Raw genomic sequence first — 16,325 nt, 5'->3', positions numbered from 1 at the left:
ACTGACCTGAAGACCACGTATGTATCGCTTTATCAGCAATCAAATCGATGTGGCTCATGACAACTATCGATCATTTCAATCTGCGCTCGTTCGACCTTAATCTTCTCGTGGCCTTCGATGCCCTGATGGCAGAAGGAAATGTTACCAAGGCAGCACGGCGGCTTAAGATTCAGCAACCGGCAATGAGCCATTCGTTATCGACGCTCCGGGTTCTATTACAGGACGATCTCTTTATTCGCGTTGGGCAGGTAATGCAGCCGACTGCACGAGCCCGGAGCCTTGCTATCCCCGTGCGCCGCGCCCTTCGTCAGGCGCAGATGGCGTTGACCGGCAGCCAAGCTTTTGACCCCGCGACGGAAGAGCGAACGTTCCGGATTGCCATGTCCCCGGAAATCGAACTGCTGCTAATCCCCGAGTTGACGATGCGCCTACGTCGCGACGCGCCCGGTCTCAAGGTTTTGGCTAGGGTATTTCCGTACGACGCTATGGAGCCGTCCTTAGAGGATGGAAGCATCGATATCGCGGTCGGCTGCACCTATTCGAAGGCAAGCCGCCGTTCTTTCGAGACGCTCTATGAACCCGAGATGGCATGCTGCTTTAACCCTGCGCTGCTGGAGCTTTCGAACCCGGTCGGCCTTGCTGCCTATCTTTCCGCTGAGCACGCCACCATCTCACAAAATGAGACGTTGCAGGGCTGTATCAAGGACGCGCTTGAGATGGCTGACGTAGAACTGAACGTAATTGCGGCCGCACCTGGCTATATGTCGGTACTCTCGGCGGCGCAGGTTGCGCCGGTCATTGCAACGGTTCCGAGTCGGATCGCTGCTCGCTATGCAGCTCTGCTGGGACTGGAGACAAGTCCACTACCTGTAAACCTAACATTTCCGCCGGTGAAAATGGTCTGGGCAAACCATGCCGATAGCGATCCGGCGAATGGCTGGTTGAGGAAGCAAATCCGAGACAGCCTTACATTCACCGAGGTCGGAAGCCTGGATGAGGACGTATCAATTCAGATAAGCGGCTACAGCATCGTCTCAAATGGTGGTGATGCTGCCGAAGGTCTGGTTTCCTGAACCGTTATACCGTCGATGTGTCTGCATAATTTGGGAGTTCGACCTTCTTCGAGTCCCTGAGGTACAAGTTCGAAAAAGTCTTTCGAACAAAAGCTGTCCCGGCTACGCGCATCGTACCACGAAGGACAGCCAGGCCGATACGGGAGTGAGGCCAGAGCATACGAGGCAAAATTTTCGGTACACCTTGCCCTTCCTTTACGAAAGGCCGCATTACGCGTTCGTATGCTGCAAGCGCAGATGGAAGATCATTCGTCTTCGACAATTCGCCTGCCAACACATAGCCACCCACCACCGCAAGCGTCGTTCCAATGCCCGATAATGGCGTGGCGCACCAGGCAGCATCTCCCGTCAGCACCACTCGGCCGTTAGACCACCGATCCATCCGAACCTGCCTCAAGACATCGAAATAGAAATCGTCAGTCTTGAACATGCCGTCCAGAATGCGCGGGAAATGCCATCCTGCATGAGAGAATTTCTCCTTCAGGAAGAGCTTCTGACGCTCGGTGCTCCACTCATTCTCGCCCTCCGGCTTTTTCTGCATACCCATGTATACATGGACATTGTCTTCGCGACCCGGTTTCAGGGTCGCGCCGATCCCCCCGATGGTGTTGTACTGGCGTGAGAATTCGCCGTCATCGGTCGTCTTGGGAATGCCGAAATACGCGATAGTGATATCCATCCACTTCGGTTTGTTTTCGTCTGGAAATATCTTCTCCCGGGTCGGCGACCCAACGCCTTCTGCAGCAATCACGACGTCATAGCGTTCGCTTGTGCCGCTTGCGAAGTGCACGGTGACGCCTGAGGCATCCTGCTCCAAAGCGTGTATCGTTTCACCAAACCGATAGGCTACTCGCTGGCTTGCCGGGTCATAGATCATTCGGGCAATGTCGCCGCGCATCATCTCCAGCTCGGCAGTCGGTCCGTCGCCGATATCGGCTACGGCAAACCGCGCAATTGTGTTGTCATTCTCATCTACCCAGTCTGTTCCCGCCTCTCCAGTGGTGAGATCGAGCGCCGATTGCTCCAAGCCCATCCTGCGCAACACTTCGCGGCCAGCCCCGCGAACATCGACGTTTTGGCCACCGTCGCGAAACGCCGGGGCTTTTTCGATAACCGTGACTTCGAAGCCATATCGAGATAGCCACCAGGCCGTCGTGTTGCCTGCGACGCTCGCGCCACTAATGAGGACTCGTTTGGACATACAGATACTCCTGTTGTCCCGTGATTACATCACGCATGATATTAAGTAAACATCACGAATGATATAATCGCCTTTATCGTTCCAGATTGCCGATAAAGCGTTGGAGCATCGCTACGAAAACCACAGCCTCTTCAGGGCTGAAGCCCTGCATCCCTCTCGCATTTGTGGCGAGCAACACCTGTCGCCCAAGCGCTGCCAGTTCTTGGCCGCGTGGCGTGATGATCACTATTGAGGCACGCTTATTAGCTGGCACGGGGGAACGCTCAATATAGCCTGCCACTTCCAACTTATCGAGTGTCGCGACCATCGCGGGCTGCTTCACGGCCGATGCTTTTACGAGGTCCCTCTGCAGCATAGGCCCGCGCCAAGACAACCATAGCAGCGGGCCAAGTAGGGTCAGCGATATACCATGGGATCGCAACGCGTTATCTACCGACCGGTTGAACACTCGTTCGGCATGATTTGCCAAATAGCCAGGAGCCACAGCAGCTTCTGGATGGATGTCTTCGTTTTTCTTCATTCGAATTTTCTGCTGAAATTCATTTAATTTACTACTCTATCGCTGACTAATTGAACCTGCAGTAACTTTCGCATAACGACCTCGGGCCGGTTACTGAACGGTGGCTAGGTCATTGGCTTGCTAAAGAGCTTTAGAGTGAGCCCGTCGAACAAGCTCATCCACCACAGTTCGGACCCGGGGGAGTATCGCACGGGTCGCGGGCCAAACAGCGTTGAACGGCGACTGCACCTGGCACCGTTCAGGCAGCACTTCGACTAGCTCTTTCCGTTCGATGTAAGGCTGCAGAAGAGACTGCGGCATTTGGCATAAGCCGAAACCGGCAACTGCCATATCGATGACCACCTCCCCGTCGCTCACCAGATGGGTTGCAATTGGATCAACTGACTTCACGCGCCCATCGCTCTCGATGAAACGCCAAGGCGCGGCTCTAGATTGCGAGCCTCCGAGAATGCAGATGTGATTTTGAAGATCGCGTAGGTCCGTGGGTTCCCCTGCATCATCGAGATAGCGCGGTGCCGCGCAAAGAACGAGGCGCTGTGATCCAAGTGGTCGAGCAGCAATGTCAGTTCGGTCAGGCAACTCGCCGAAACGCAGACATAAGTCTACCCCCTCCTCAACAGGGTCGATGACCCTATCCGAGAAGCTCGCCTCCAAGCGAAGGTCGGGGTGGGCCCTGAGAATGTTCAACAGGATCGGCATGGCGATCCGCCGACCGAACGCCGCTGGCATGTCAACCCGTAGTATTCCTCGAACAGTGCTAGCCTTCGACCGCGCAACGTCTTCTGCTGACCGGAGCAGATCGAATGCGGTTTCGGCTTGCCCGAGGTAGGCCTGGCCATCGGGTGTCAGCGATAGCCGACGCGTTGTCCGATGTAGCAGCGTCACGCCAAGTCGACCTTCCAACTGGGCGACCGCCTTCGCGACAGCGGACTTGGTGATACCGAACTGTGTTGCGGCCGCTGTGAATGAGCCAGCCTTCACAACCGCGATAAAGATTTCTACGCCACCAAAAGGGTTCGTAAGAGCCACTTAACACTCGCTCCAATTGACGACTTCAAGTGTACAGTACGACAACCAGAGGGGCAATTGTCTCCAGAAGGCGTTAGGGCCATATCCATACCAACCAAGGAGATTTTGATGTCCCGTTTGTTCGATCCTTTGAAGGTAGGCGCTCTTGAGCTGCCGAACCGCGTCATCATGGCCCCGCTTACGCGCAAGCGCTCTGGCGTTGACCGTGTGCCAAACTCATTGATGGCTGAATACTATCGACAACGGGCTGGTGCCGGGCTGATCCTGAGCGAAGCGACGTCTGTATCTCCGCAAGGCGTAGGCTACTTGGGCACGCCCGGGATATGGAACGATGACCAGGCCAAAGGTTGGCAACACGTCACGAAGCAGGTCCACGATGCCGGAGGTCGCATCTTCCTGCAGCTTTGGCATGTTGGGCGCATCTCCGATCCAGAACTCCTTGACGGCCAGCTTCCTGTTGCGCCCAGCGCAATCGCTGCGGCTGGTCATGTCTCGGGACTACGCCCGAAACGACCTCATCCTGTTCCACGGGCGTTGGAGACAGACGAAATACCTGGCATTGTCGAGGACTTCCGACGGGGCGCGGAGCGAGCAAAGGCCGCTGGCTTCGACGGCGTTGAGCTGCATGCGGCCAATGGCTATCTCATTGATCAGTTCCTGCAAGACAAGACCAACAAGCGTACTGATCGCTACGGTGGCTCAGTCGAGAACCGTGCCAGACTCCTGCTTGAGATCGTTGATGTACTGATCGAAGTTTGGGACGCTGATCATGTCGGAGTGCACCTGCGACCTCGCGGCGAGGAACACGATATGGGCGACAGCAATCCCAAGGCAATTTTCGGTTTCGTCGCCGACGAACTCGCCAGACGGAAGATCGCCTTCATTTTCGTCCGCGAAATTGAAGCCGAAGATAGCCTGCTCGGCGAGATCAAGCGCCGCTTCGGTGGCCCGGTCATCGCCAACGAACTCATGTCCAAGCAAGACGGGGAGCGACTTATCGAGGCGGGAGATGCCGACGCAGTGGCATTCGGTCGCGACTATATCGCAAACCCGGACCTTGCCGAGCGCCTTCGACGGAACCTTCCTCTGAACACACCGAATAGGGACACGTTCTATGGTGAGGGCCCGGAGGGCTACACAGACTACCCCAGACTGGTGCTGTAACTGAGGATGCCGACTGCTCTCGTTTAGACGAATGTCCTGAAGCGACTAGGGGCGACGGCTTTCATTCCATTGCGGCTGTCAACCGCAAACTGAATCACTGTCGTCAACTCTAGAGGTAGAAGTGGTTTGCTGATCACCCCGAGCGCTTTTGGAACGCCATCGCCAAGTATTTCAGGATTTGCCGTCATGAAAACAACGGTGACAGCAGCAGTGGCAAGTTCTCGTCCTATATCAGGTCCTGTCGGGCCATCGAGCAAGTTGCAGTCTACAAAGGCGACTTCGATGCGGCCAAACGGCGGAACTTCATCACGGCTTGCTGCAATGCCAACGACGTTAAATCCGAGTTCAATTACTGCATCCTCTGCCAACATGGCCAGGATCGGTTCGTCTTCAACAATGAGTACGTTTGTCACGCTACATTCTACCCCGTTTGGTGCAGACGCAAAAAGGAGTATGTATTGTTCCGAGGCTTATTCAGATTTTACGCTAAGGTCAGGAGCGCAGGTTCCAAGCCCAGCTGAACAGCGCAACGTCATAGCTGAAGCGCTAAACGGTTCTTGTCACGAACACGGTTTCCGTTTCTAGCTTCCCAAGATTTTCAGTCATTCAGCCGTTGATGCTTAGATGAACAACCTCCGAAACAGTCTACGATTGGACCGTTGCGCCGCTCATCCGCCGCTGAAAGGATGGCAGAAGGGGTAACTTAAAAGGGAACAACCGAATTTCTCCCTTCGACAGCCCGGCCGTACGGAGGCCGAATTTGGTCATCATCAGACTTCCTGGAGACAGTGCTTGACGAAGTACGACAAACGCTTCTCTTTCTCGCGACCTTCCAACAGCTCCTGGTAGTGGTTTCGAAGATTCTCTGCGGTGATCGATCCCGCAATCCACTCTTCGACAGCGTCCAAGTACGTGGGATCGTCCTCGAATTGCAATCCAAGTGAATGGGCTTTGTTGCGGACCGCTTCGAATCTCTCGCGGCGTCTCTCAGGCGTCACGTGAACCCCTGTGGCTACATCCAGAACCGGCCTGCCGGACTCTCCCGCGACAGGATTCCTGCCGATGTACGCGGGACACAACGGCTGGTTCTTGCATACCTACCACCAAACACATAGTACGCCTCCCATATTCAAGGAGCCGAAAGCAGAAGACGGCATGATTGCAGTAGATGGCTTGGAGCGCGAGAATGCGGTTTGTGAAAGTAACAGCGTGGATATGGCTTGGCCTGATAGGTGCTGGTTTTGGTCTTGCTGCTTTCGGGCTTGAGAAACTTCCGATAATGTCCGGGCTAATCTGGGGCTGCGCAATCGGCCAATTGTGCGCTGCTAGAGAAATCGCTGCCAACCCAGGCTACGCGGTAAAGGCTAACATTATTGCGTTGTTGCCAGCGTTGATCATAGTAGTTGTTGCGATGGTTTTGTTCCGCGCTGCCTCCGACACTCCCGACGCGGTTCAGCACGTAACGCTCCGATTGCCATTATAGTAGAATATGCTAATATTAATTCCGTTATCGGCAGATACCCCCTCTTGCCGATGATGTGCCTCTGGGATGCCGTTTCAGATGGTAAGCGGAGCGTGTCGGAGTTGGTTGTCACCTTCTATCGTCATGCTCCGCTATAACGTTAACCGGTTGCTGAGGCCGGAGATGCGACCCCGCTACAATTCCTTAATCAAAAAGCCTGATAACATGTCAGTGTCTTGGCATCGCCTTGCCGAGATGCTGGACGACTGAGACGGACGTTTCAAGCATGTACGTCTCGGTCGTTGTCGGCGTCCAAAGGTAACGCATCCCGCAATCTATTGAGATTCGCTTACGCAGCGAAACTTGGCGGTGTTCCAGAAGCAGCTTTCTTCAAAAGCTCGCACAACACAGCGAACCGTCGGTCAGCTTTTGCTAAAACGCTTGCGTCTGCAATCGGTAGTTCGATTACGCCGTGGAGCGAACGAGCGAGATTTTGAGCCGCCTTCCGAATCTCCGGAGAAGCCAAAGTTCCGGCTTCCCCGATCTCAATAGCGATTGCATACATCTGCCTATGGCTTTTTGCCTCGATCGCCGCAGCAAGCCATAATCTCGGGTGATCGTTGGTCATAAGCGACTCTACGCCCCACTCCGAAAAATAGTTTCAGTCGTCGCAAGACGTAGTCAACCTCACGCTAACCAATATATTGAACGCTCATCCACGAGACGCGACTGCTATCATGGCAGTCACGGCAATCATAAGCGCGGTCACCCAGACCATCGCCGTTGATAACCCGACCCCCAACGCAAGCAATGAGCGCGACGAATGAGAAGGCGACAGGTCCCGCAGTCTGCGGCACTGTCAGTGTGGCCGATGAAGCGTACCAACGGACAAGCGCCCACTTTTTTGATCGTTCACTGCCGCCGGGGACGGCGCTGCCCTGTTCCGATGTATCGACTGGACTGACCACGCTATTGCACAGCCGATGAGTTGACCGCAGTACGCAGTGCATCGACTGCCTCTGCGACCCGGACGCGTGCTTCAGGTTGAAGCCCCAGAACTGGACGGGGCGGCTCGAAGCTTCCTACCCCAACTATCTCTGCGATTGCGTACATGACACGAAAGCTTCCGAACTCCTTGAACAGAGACCACAACGGTTCGAACGCCCTGTTGACGCGCTCCGCTCCCTCGATGTCGCCGGATTGAGCCGCTCTGGTGAGTGCCAAAGCCTCTGATGGCAGAAGCCCTGCGACAACGCTGTACCAGGCGTCGGCTCCTGCCAGCAGCGCGTCGGCAGCACCCCAGTCTCCACTATAGCCAGTCGCAAAAGTAGATGCCGTGTGACGTCGGATAGTGGCCATCTCGGAGGAGTAATCCCCATCGGCGGGCAGCGGCATCTTGATGGCCACGATGTTTGGAACCTTGGCGAGCCTCTCGATCAGTCCAACGCTGAACGTGAATTTCGTGGTGCTTGGGTTGTTGTAGACGCACAGAGGAAGCTGTCCGACGTCAGCGACTGCGACATAGTGTTCATAGACCTCCTGCTCGGTAAGAGGCGTGTAAGACACTGGGGCAAGGAGGAGGCCATCCGCCCCTGCCTCTCTGGCATCCCTCGCCAAGGCCTGTGCCTCGTCTGTTCGAAGCGCACCGACACCAACGATGACGGGTACCTTCCCACCGACCGTCGTCATCGCTGTTTCCACCGCGCGACGTCGCTGATCACGAGACAAGAACGCGTATCCCCCGGTGCTGCCGAGCAGTCCGATTGAATCCGCACCTGCTTCCTGGATACGGCTTAAGATGACCGCTAAAGACCCGGCATCGACAACGCCAGCCTGGTCAGTGGGGGTAATGGGGAATGCCGACAGTCCTCGAAACAGGGTCATCAGGTTTCCTTCGTTATCAGCGCGAAAGCAAAAGCTTCACGCTTACCGCTCCATACACGACTGCGAGGGTGCCCTCGATCCAGCGGCGGGCGCGACGGTAGATACGGATCATCGGCGCGGTTGAGAACAGCAAAGCGTAACCGCCGATGATGGTTCCTTTGCTTGAAATCAGACGCGACTTAGCAGCTTGAACGCGATCAGCCACATGACGCATCCGATGACGGCTTCGAGAATGCGCCAGGACAACGGTCGGGAAAAGAGGGGTCTCAACCATCTCGCGCCGTATCCAAGGGAAAAGAAGAACAGGAAAGACCCTGTCACCGCCCCAGCGGCGAACTCGAATCGGTGTTCGGGAAACCGTGTCGAGACTGTCCCGAGCAGCACGACCGTATCGAGGTAGACATGTGGATTCAGCCATGTGAGAGCCAGGCCCATTGCCATCGTTTTTGCAAAGCTGGTTGAGAGGCTATCACTAACTTCCAACGCGCTGGAGCCTCTCAACGCCGACATGAAGCTTTTGGCGCCGTACCAGATCAGAAAAGCAGCGCCGCCATACCGCATGACAGGATCGAGCCACGGCAGAACTTCCACGATCTGCCCAACGCCGACATGAAGCTTTTGGCGCCGTACCAGATCAGAAAAGCAGCGCCGCCATACCGCATGACAGGATCGAGCCACGGCAGAACTTCCACGATCTGCTGCAGACTGGTGACGCCGACGACGATGAGGATAGCATCGGAAAGGGCACAGGCCAGGCATACCGCGAAGACGAATTCGTTTCGAAGTCCCTGCCGCAATACAAATGCATTTTGCGCACCGATGGCGACGATCAGGCTCAGCCCTACAGTCATTCCGGTGAAATAGGTCATAAAATCCATATGGACTTGCTCAATTGTCGATGAGGTCCAAGCGGAGATAGACCCACGGTCAGGGTTAGGCTACTTAAACCGTCTAACGTAGGTTAAGTGAAACTAATGATTGACTATTCCGCGCTTCGTGTTCTGCTGGCTGTTGTTCAATCCGGCAGTTTCGAAAAGGCAGCCGCTGCGATGAGCGTTACGCCCTCGGCTGTATCGCAACGCATCAAGCAGCTGGAGGAACGGGTCGGTGCAGCGCTTGTGGTGCGCGGCTCGCCCTGCGTGGCGACAGCAAAAGGCGAAAAGCTCTGTCGTCATATGGAAAACGTCGGCATGCTGGAGCACGACCTGTTCGAAGGACTGCCATCGCTAGCTGACAAAGACAACCCTCGACAACGGGTCACCATAAGAATCGCCACCAATGCCGACAGTCTCGGGACATGGTTCCTGGAAGCGATGTCGGAGTTCTCGAAATCGTCGAGCTACCTTTTGAACATCTCAGTCGACGATGAAGATTACACTGGAGATTGGCTTCAGCAGGGGAAAGTCGTTGCAGCTGTATCAAGTTCGGAAAGGCCTATATCGGGCTGTCGGCGTTTTCCGCTTGGCGCACTTCGATATCACGCGACCGCTAGTCCGCAGTTCATTGCCAGACACTTTGCCGACGGAGTCACACCGGAGGCGTTGGCCGATGCGCCGACGCTGACGTTCAGCCAAAAAGATCGACTTCAATTGCAGTGGGTTCGCCGCACACTCGGTGCTGACGTGAATTTGCCGACACATTGGTTGCCATCGACCCAAAGCTTTCTCGACGCCACGCTGATGGGCATGGCGTGGGGGATGAACCCGGCCTTCCTCGCCAGAGACCACTTGTCAGCTGGTCGCCTTGTAGAGCTGATCCCAGATACTTCTCTCGAGATTCCCTTATATTGGCACATCAACCGGTTGGCGGCGGATCGTCTTGCTAAGTTGACATCGACAATCGTGGATGTTGCCAGGCGCTCTCTTGCTCAGGCGGAATGACCGCTCAAGGCGGGTTGCGGTCGTCTATAGAGAAGGATCATCGGTGCGGGTCGGGAAAGGAGTGCGTAGCATAGTCGTTTCCGTTCCGCTCATGACGCTCGGCTTGACAGGTTGCGGCCTCTTAGGACGTTTTATCGCTTTCAATCTTTTGTCGTTCATCGGTCTCCCGCGACATTCTCAGCTTTCGCAACCGGTCGGTCTTTTGCTCACGTGCGGCGGCTTCCTTGTCCAGGATTTCGTAGGCCGCACGATCAGTTTCCTCCCGCTTCGCGATTCTATCAGTCTGCTTCATTTCCAACCTCGATTGCCGATCCACCTAACGTAGCGCGACAACGGCGTCTGCCAACTCGCTGTGGGATTGCATTTTGCAGGAAGCCACCGAGACGCCCTCCTCCATGATGTGTCTCGGGTTATCAGCCGCCTGTCGGTATCCAGATCGCCGACCGGTCGTCGCCGTACGCCTTCGCTGTCCCATCGAGAACGCAAGTACCTACCCACGCGCAGACCACTGCATCCAGTGCGTCCTCAAATGCCTTTAGCTCATAGCTTCGGCAACCGAGGTCCGGCAACACAAGGGCTGCCGCAGCGCCTTGCAGTTGGCGCTCCAGCAAATCCACAATGTGTTGCCAAATCTCAAACAGCTTCTGGCGACGGACCGTTGAGGTTTCACCGGGCCAGTATTTGCCAGACTTGGCGTGCTTGTACGGGAGCCTTCGTGCGGCGCTCGCCAGTTCGATCAAAGCAGGATGGGGGTAGACCTCTATGAGGCCAGGAAGTGAGTTTTCCGACGTAAGCAGAGGGTATCCCTCGCGCTGAAACGCCAACGTTAGTTCGTCACTGAGCTTACCCGGTCGCAGTGCGGTTGGGGAGTGAGTGCCCGCGTGTCGGGCGCCATACAACGACGAGATCAGATTATCGGACGTTCGACGCTCAACTATAGGGACAGTCGATAATGGCATGTCTATCGCAACGATGGTGATCGCGCTCCCAGCATCAGATACGGACTTTGCCAGAAGCGCTTGGGGATCGGGCGTTGAACCGCGATGCCTCGCATTCATAGAAAGATTGTCGCATAGAAATGCGTGGTATGACGACGCAACTTTCAACAGCCGCCACCCTCCTCCGTCGTCAGTCACCAAAGCTACCCCGCTGGGCTCGACATGGGTCCAAGCGGCATCAATGCCAAGAACTGATCTCATCATTGCCGCGCCCTGTCTGGCTCCGATGACTTAACGGCGTCGAGCATACTCGGAAACATATCTAATAGAATTCTAATGACGGACGTCTGATAGGTGCACCAGGATAACGGTCGCCCGGCACCGTTAAATGGTGAGCTTTGACCAAGCCGGTTGCAAAGTTCGCCGTCAGAGCCTGCTTCTCAAAATTCACTACGTGCGGATCTTAATCGCCTTGTTGTGTTATTGCGTTCCATCCCGCCATCATCGCGGTTACCATCGCCAAAAGAGCGTCTCGTGGAGCGCCGTCTCTCGCCTGGATGGAGATACCTTGCAGCATCGTCAGATACACCCTAGCAAGACTAGCTACATCTGTGTCGGGCCGAAATTCACCTGAATCCACCGCAGCCTGGAACTTCTCACTAAGCATTTGATACGTGCTTTCACGGCCCGCTTTCACTAATTCAGCTAGCTTAGGTGATTCATCTTGGGTAACTATCGCTAAGGTTGACATGCATCCAAGCGGCTGATTGTGATCCGTATAGGCGTTGACTGTACAGTTTAAAAGAGTTTCGACCGTCTCACGGGCGGTTTTCGCTTCCATAACCTTCAGCCAAATCGGTAAACCGCGAGTTTCGGAAAAGTGCTCCAAGGAAGCCTGGTATAGCGCCTCCTTGTTTCCAAACGCGGCGTACATGGAGGGCGAAGTAATGCCCATTGCGGTGCATAGGTCCGAAACTGACGTGCCCACGAAGCCACGTCTCCAAAAAAGCTGCATCGCGACCTCTAAGGCTACATCGCGATCGAAGCCCCTTGTTCTTCCCTTACCCAACCACATACCCCTTTCGGAGGCGCAAAACCGAAGTTTGGCTTATCCATGACGATCGCTACAGAAAATCAGCGGTCGCATATAATCTTTTAGCGTCAAGAACTCCGGCTGGCCATAGAAACGCCTTCCCGAAAATGTCATCGGGCCATTAAAGACAACGAAGCTGTGAAACGTGGGCGTCCGGCCGATTGGCGAATACAGCCATTATCCGAATGGCCGCTGAGATCGGAATTCCTCGACGCCCTTTAAGATGCAGAGAAATACTGCGTCATGAGTTAGGAATTTCGAGCTTTCGGTTTGGGCCTCCTCAACAATCTCCCAGCTTCTTTCCAGAGAAAGATTTTTGTAATTATCCCAGCTGATAGTTCCTTCGTCCCCGGTCTCGAAAACTTGAAATACCCAATCCAACCCCAGCACACCAAACAGCCAACGGCGCCTGTCTATGTGCCCTGTTGTAAGTGTTGAAGGTACGCTACCATACCAAATAGTGTCGCATCCGAACGAGCCGATAGATTGTAGACGGGATCTGAGCGCATCATCGATCTCGAAGGCGGTGAAGTCGCACGGCTTTTCAGAGTCCGCTGTATCAGCGGACGAACGGGAGCTAACAAACACTTCAGTCGAAATTCCGATATACTCGATGTAAAAAGTGTTGCCCGGAAAATTGCGCCTGTCAACAAACGTAATGGTCATAGAGCGGTAGCGCTCGGAGAGCATTTGGCGAACTGCTGCTGCGTTGAACATCAGAAAAAAAGGCGACTATTCGTCCTCGTCGTCAACCAAGTTGTACTCTTCTCGGCTGTTGCCTTCGGAGACTCCAAATTTTATCTGAAGCACCGCCTTCGACGAGGAGTGAAATGGCGGAAGCGATCGCCGACCTGGCCATTCCCATACTATGGTCGGTCTGCTCGCTTACAAATCTCGATCGTTGAAGCTCAGGGGCACCTAACCATTCGATAATGTGCTTAAAACGCTAGACATCTTCGTCGAGCTGCACAGTTATGTATTCCATGTCATTCTGAACTAGCTTGCGCTCGCATTTGCGGGCGATCGGCCTGAACTAGACTTCAAGTTTCAGCGGATTGGATTTCGACCAGTTTGGGTGAAAGCGGTCTGAAACCTTCCTTGCTCGCTAGCGACAGCGAATCAATCTGGGTTTGCTTCAGGATGCAAGTAATCTCCAAGGGTCCAAGGACCGCTAGCTCCACGCAGAAGCTTTCAGCTTTACCTTCATGGGTGGTGATATCGAAATTTAAAAATCGGGCTCCGGGCATCACCCCCTGCCCTCCGGCGTCGTCTCGATCACAAAACTCGGTCGAAACCCGGTCCACCCGCCGCGTTCACGTTGGTATCCCAACGGATTGCAAATCATACGCGTTTCCGACTGAATGTAATCACAGAAGCGATGGACGTGCCCATGCACCCAAAATGCCGGGCGGCCTTTTTCGATAACGGCAGACAGGTCCGAGGCAAAGGCCGCATTTGACAGCTGTCCCCTGAACCGGGGATCTAAAGATCGTGGTGTCGGGGCATGATGCGTCAGGACCATCGTCGTGCCCTGAAACGGCTCTTTCAACTTTCTCTCGATGTACGCCCGGCTTTCTTTGTGCCTGGAATACAATTCATCGGGCGTGATAAGGCTGCTTCCACCGTGTCCTCCCGACGCCCGGACTGTTCTGAAATCGACCATAACGCGGTAGCAGGCCTCCATCGCTGCTGCCCGTCGCTGATCGATGGGAAGGCGACCCGACGCATGGGCTCGAACAGCGTAGTCGGTCCAAAGCGTCGCGCCGATAATGCGAAGATCCCCCTTTCTGAATTCGTCGTTTTCAAGGACGTGAACATTGGTCCCGGCGGTCGCTCGCCTGACGTAGTCGAGTGTCTCCTGGATGCTTGAGCCATAGTAGTCGTGGTTTCCAAGTGTCATCACCACCGGCATCCGATGCGCGATCTCCGAGAAAACAAAATTGATTGTGCGTTCGATTGAGCCAGCAACATCGCCTGCGCAAACGCAGAGGTCGGCTTCTGGAACATCTAGGACGTTTCCATAAAGCAGGTCCAACGGTGACGAATGCATATCGCTGATTAGCCAGATTTTCATGACCGCACCTCCTTCCTGGAAGAAGGTCTTTGCGGCTTCCGCTCGCCATGGCCGCCGCTTTGGCGGCGAGACTTCTCTTGTGAGTTTTCGACCAGTCTTGCTTCGGGCAGTCCTGCCTCAAGTTCGGCGAACCGCTCCGGCGAAAGATGCGCCTCCTTGTCAATTTCATTAGCTGCGGCCAATAAAAGATGCCGCTCGCGATCAAGGATTTCTTGTCCGCGAGCAAGCTCTCGGACAAGGATGTTGTTCACGCTTTCGACGACCCAGTGATGCTGTTGCAAGCCCAACTGGTCCCAGCCACCGCGTTTACCCATGCGAAGCAGCTTCGTCCCCATCCCATTCTGCGTCTCCATCTCAAGCGCAAGCCTTGTTGCCTCCGCAAGGTCTGCCTCTGCTCCGTCCGAATGGCTGCCAAAAATCAATTTCTCAGCTGCGATACCGGCGAGAAGAACACAGATCTGGTCCCGAAATTTCTGCTCATTTCGAAGCCAGACGACGGGAAGCTCGAAGCCCGCTGCTCCAGCCAGCTGTTCCTTGAAGCGAGGATTCAATTGCCGATGAACAAAGGCTCCTCGAAACCGGCCGTATTCCAGTCGAACGCCGACGAGCGCGTGACCGGCTTCATGAACTGCCGCAGACCGCCGGAATGGGCCAGTGATGGGGATTAGCGGCGGCAGCTGGGATGTCAGATCCGCCAGAACGAGTCCGCGCCCTTCACGTCGAGCCAACCGCTTCGCGTCCCGTACGAGCTGCGCGAGATCAGCACCCGCCATCGCTTCGGTAAGAGGTCCAAGGTCTCCAAGGTCAATCGAGCCATCTGGACCCAACTGTTGGCGAATAATTGCGAGACGATCCTCTTGGCTCGGCAGATCAATGACCACATGCCTGTCGAGGCGGCCGGGGCGACGAACTGCTGGATCGATTTTGTCAGGGTGATTGGTGGCACCCACCACGACGACACCATCCCGTGCGGCGGTGCCATCCAAACACTCAAGCAAAGCGTTGACCACCTGACTAGAATAGTTGGCGTGGTCCGTCGGGAATGTGGCGCGATCCCCAATGGAATCCAGCTCGTCGATGAAAAGGATACTCGGGGCGTCAACCGAGGCTTTGGCGAACTCCTTTCGCATTGCTTTTAAGGTGTCGCCCAAATGACCGTCGGCCTGCCATTGAGCTACCGACGTCGCCACAAAGTTGACGCCGCATGTGTTCGCTAGAGCCCGAGCAAAAATGGTTTTCCCGACCCCTGGCGGCCCGCTCAATAGAAGGCCGCGATCAACGTCGGACCATGCAAGCCTCTTCTGCTGCCAGAGGTTCAAATCTGTGGCAAGCTGAAGACCCCACGTCTTGGCCTGGCCATAACCGTGCAGGTTCTCTAGGAAGAGTTGCTCGCAAGGGCCGGGGTCAACCGTGGTGGCTTTCCGAGCTGAGGAGTTTTGCAACCTTTTAAGCGCATCCGCCGCTGATCGATTGCGCCGCAATGCAGAGAACATGACATCCGGCGGAAAGGTCAACAGACCCCTCGCCTGTTTCAAAGTTACTCTCACATCGATGGCAACCTTACACGCCTGGCGAAGATCATCAGGCGTGATCGGTTCAATCGGAAGGATGGCATCGACCGAAACGACGACAAGGGGCGGCAACATTCCGATTTCCGAGATCAGAATACCTCTGGTCTTGCCTGATAAGTCGCTCTTGAAGTTGTATTCGATTTTGTGGTCCTTTTCGGCAGTGCCGACACACAGGATGCCATAGGCATCGTGATCCCCACGCTCGGCTCCGTCGTACAAATAGGCTCCTGCGGCCGCGAGGTAGTCTTTTGCGGTGTGCTCGGGCGGTGTGATGAGCCCTACGATGCCGGGCCCGCCGGAAAAGAAAGGCTCAAAATTCGTCAGCGCTCTCAAGAGGGTCAGGTACAGGGAGTGATGCTTGACCGAACTGCGAACGGCCTCATTCAGTTTGTCGTTGGACATGACTTATCCTTGGCCGCCGGAGCAGCTTCAAAAG

At 55.2% G+C, this 16,325-nt stretch carries 15 protein-coding genes and 2 pseudogenes; 3 read left to right on the top strand and 14 right to left on the bottom strand.

The genetic code is table 11. The features are described from left to right. Positions 1 to 56: 56 nt before the first annotated feature. On the top strand, positions 57 to 1,073 hold the full coding sequence (locus ASG19_RS08795) for a LysR family transcriptional regulator (RefSeq protein WP_156466463.1): 1,017 nt from the start codon (positions 57 to 59) through the stop codon (positions 1,071 to 1,073). A 4-nt stretch (positions 1,074 to 1,077) separates the two neighbouring features. Here ASG19_RS08795 and ASG19_RS08790 read toward each other — a convergent pair whose 3' ends face one another. The 3 genes from ASG19_RS08790 to ASG19_RS08780 all read right to left on the bottom strand — a co-directional run bounded on the left by ASG19_RS08790 (position 1,078) and on the right by ASG19_RS08780 (position 3,823). Next, the gene (locus ASG19_RS08790; RefSeq protein ID WP_062455352.1) at positions 1,078 to 2,274 is read right to left on the bottom strand and encodes an FAD-dependent monooxygenase; all 1,197 of its coding nucleotides are present in this window, start codon (positions 2,272 to 2,274) and stop codon (positions 1,078 to 1,080) included. A gap of 73 nt (positions 2,275 to 2,347) precedes the next feature. Beyond that, on the bottom strand, positions 2,348 to 2,794 hold the full coding sequence (locus ASG19_RS08785) for a MarR family winged helix-turn-helix transcriptional regulator (protein ID WP_062455350.1): 447 nt from the start codon (positions 2,792 to 2,794) through the stop codon (positions 2,348 to 2,350). Positions 2,795 to 2,914: 120 nt separating this feature from the next. After that, positions 2,915 to 3,823 (bottom strand): LysR family transcriptional regulator, encoded by a 909-nt coding sequence (locus tag ASG19_RS08780; RefSeq protein ID WP_062455349.1) that lies wholly within the window; start codon positions 3,821 to 3,823, stop codon positions 2,915 to 2,917. 108 nt (positions 3,824 to 3,931) lie between these two features. Between ASG19_RS08780 and ASG19_RS08775 the strand changes: the two genes are divergently transcribed. After that, entirely contained in the window at positions 3,932 to 4,987 is a 1,056-nt protein-coding gene (locus tag ASG19_RS08775; RefSeq protein ID WP_062455347.1) for an alkene reductase, read from the top strand. Positions 4,988 to 5,010: 23 nt separating this feature from the next. On the opposite strand, the gene ASG19_RS08770 is transcribed toward ASG19_RS08775, so the two are convergent. From ASG19_RS08770 to ASG19_RS24205, 5 genes and pseudogenes are all read right to left on the bottom strand, one after another. Next, positions 5,011 to 5,400, bottom strand: coding sequence for a response regulator (locus ASG19_RS08770; protein WP_244476128.1), 390 nt, complete (start codon positions 5,398 to 5,400; stop codon positions 5,011 to 5,013). Positions 5,401 to 6,798: 1,398 nt separating this feature from the next. Then, positions 6,799 to 7,077, bottom strand: a complete 279-nt coding sequence (locus tag ASG19_RS08755) for a hypothetical protein (RefSeq protein WP_062455339.1) — start codon at positions 7,075 to 7,077, stop codon at positions 6,799 to 6,801. Between the two features lie 341 nt (positions 7,078 to 7,418). Continuing rightward, positions 7,419 to 8,333: a dihydrodipicolinate synthase family protein gene (locus ASG19_RS08750; RefSeq protein WP_062455338.1), complete on the bottom strand. Its 915-nt coding sequence runs from the start codon at positions 8,331 to 8,333 to the stop codon at positions 7,419 to 7,421. Between the two features lie 16 nt (positions 8,334 to 8,349). Continuing rightward, positions 8,350 to 8,487: pseudogene (locus tag ASG19_RS24420) on the bottom strand (LysE family translocator); the annotation flags it as partial. Positions 8,488 to 8,501: 14 nt separating this feature from the next. Next, a pseudogene (locus ASG19_RS24205) lies at positions 8,502 to 9,211 on the bottom strand (LysE/ArgO family amino acid transporter). Positions 9,212 to 9,307: 96 nt separating this feature from the next. Here ASG19_RS24205 and ASG19_RS08740 point away from each other — a divergent pair. Then, positions 9,308 to 10,213, top strand: coding sequence for a LysR family transcriptional regulator ArgP (locus tag ASG19_RS08740; RefSeq protein ID WP_062455336.1), 906 nt, complete (start codon positions 9,308 to 9,310; stop codon positions 10,211 to 10,213). Positions 10,214 to 10,334: 121 nt separating this feature from the next. Here ASG19_RS08740 and ASG19_RS24200 read toward each other — a convergent pair whose 3' ends face one another. From ASG19_RS24200 to ASG19_RS08710, 6 genes are all read right to left on the bottom strand, one after another. Then, positions 10,335 to 10,505, bottom strand: a complete 171-nt coding sequence (locus tag ASG19_RS24200) for a hypothetical protein (RefSeq protein ID WP_192077366.1) — start codon at positions 10,503 to 10,505, stop codon at positions 10,335 to 10,337. Positions 10,506 to 10,626: 121 nt separating this feature from the next. Beyond that, entirely contained in the window at positions 10,627 to 11,412 is a 786-nt protein-coding gene (locus tag ASG19_RS08735; protein WP_082476313.1) for a DUF429 domain-containing protein, read from the bottom strand. A gap of 202 nt (positions 11,413 to 11,614) precedes the next feature. Then, positions 11,615 to 12,166 (bottom strand): TetR/AcrR family transcriptional regulator, encoded by a 552-nt coding sequence (locus ASG19_RS08730; RefSeq protein WP_210168445.1) that lies wholly within the window; start codon positions 12,164 to 12,166, stop codon positions 11,615 to 11,617. A gap of 255 nt (positions 12,167 to 12,421) precedes the next feature. After that, on the bottom strand, positions 12,422 to 12,961 hold the full coding sequence (locus ASG19_RS08725; protein ID WP_062455332.1) for a hypothetical protein: 540 nt from the start codon (positions 12,959 to 12,961) through the stop codon (positions 12,422 to 12,424). A 529-nt stretch (positions 12,962 to 13,490) separates the two neighbouring features. Further along, a complete protein-coding gene (locus tag ASG19_RS08715; protein WP_062455328.1) occupies positions 13,491 to 14,318 on the bottom strand; it encodes a metallophosphoesterase in 828 nt (275 codons plus the stop codon). Continuing rightward, positions 14,315 to 16,291: an AAA family ATPase gene (locus ASG19_RS08710; protein ID WP_062455326.1), complete on the bottom strand. Its 1,977-nt coding sequence runs from the start codon at positions 16,289 to 16,291 to the stop codon at positions 14,315 to 14,317. The genes ASG19_RS08715 and ASG19_RS08710 overlap by 4 nt, the downstream gene beginning before the upstream one ends. Positions 16,292 to 16,325 lie beyond the last annotated feature (34 nt).

The organism is Rhizobium sp. Leaf306, from assembly GCF_001423425.1.
GTDB lineage: Bacteria > Pseudomonadota > Alphaproteobacteria > Rhizobiales > Rhizobiaceae > Neorhizobium > Neorhizobium soli.
Note: the sequence above shows the minus strand (reverse complement) of the source record. Positions and strands in the feature narration are given on the sequence as shown.

Bases quoted from the DNA above. Each gene is read 5' to 3' on its own strand.
- ASG19_RS08795 (WP_156466463.1), top strand. From the start codon at position 57: ATGACAACTATCGATCATTTCAATCTGCGCTCGTTCGACCTTAATCTT.
- ASG19_RS08790 (WP_062455352.1), bottom strand. From the start codon at position 2,274: ATGTCCAAACGAGTCCTCATTAGTGGCGCGAGCGTCGCAGGCAACACG.
- ASG19_RS08785 (WP_062455350.1), bottom strand. From the start codon at position 2,794: ATGAAGAAAAACGAAGACATCCATCCAGAAGCTGCTGTGGCTCCTGGC.
- ASG19_RS08775 (WP_062455347.1), top strand. From the start codon at position 3,932: ATGTCCCGTTTGTTCGATCCTTTGAAGGTAGGCGCTCTTGAGCTGCCG.
- ASG19_RS08755 (WP_062455339.1), bottom strand. From the start codon at position 7,077: ATGACCAACGATCACCCGAGATTATGGCTTGCTGCGGCGATCGAGGCA.
- ASG19_RS08750 (WP_062455338.1), bottom strand. From the start codon at position 8,333: ATGACCCTGTTTCGAGGACTGTCGGCATTCCCCATTACCCCCACTGAC.
- ASG19_RS08740 (WP_062455336.1), top strand. From the start codon at position 9,308: ATGATTGACTATTCCGCGCTTCGTGTTCTGCTGGCTGTTGTTCAATCC.
- ASG19_RS24200 (WP_192077366.1), bottom strand. From the start codon at position 10,505: ATGAAGCAGACTGATAGAATCGCGAAGCGGGAGGAAACTGATCGTGCG.
- ASG19_RS08735 (WP_082476313.1), bottom strand. From the start codon at position 11,412: ATGAGATCAGTTCTTGGCATTGATGCCGCTTGGACCCATGTCGAGCCC.
- ASG19_RS08730 (WP_210168445.1), bottom strand. From the start codon at position 12,166: ATGCAGCTTTTTTGGAGACGTGGCTTCGTGGGCACGTCAGTTTCGGAC.
- ASG19_RS08725 (WP_062455332.1), bottom strand. From the start codon at position 12,961: ATGTTCAACGCAGCAGCAGTTCGCCAAATGCTCTCCGAGCGCTACCGC.
- ASG19_RS08715 (WP_062455328.1), bottom strand. From the start codon at position 14,318: ATGAAAATCTGGCTAATCAGCGATATGCATTCGTCACCGTTGGACCTG.
- ASG19_RS08710 (WP_062455326.1), bottom strand. From the start codon at position 16,291: ATGTCCAACGACAAACTGAATGAGGCCGTTCGCAGTTCGGTCAAGCAT.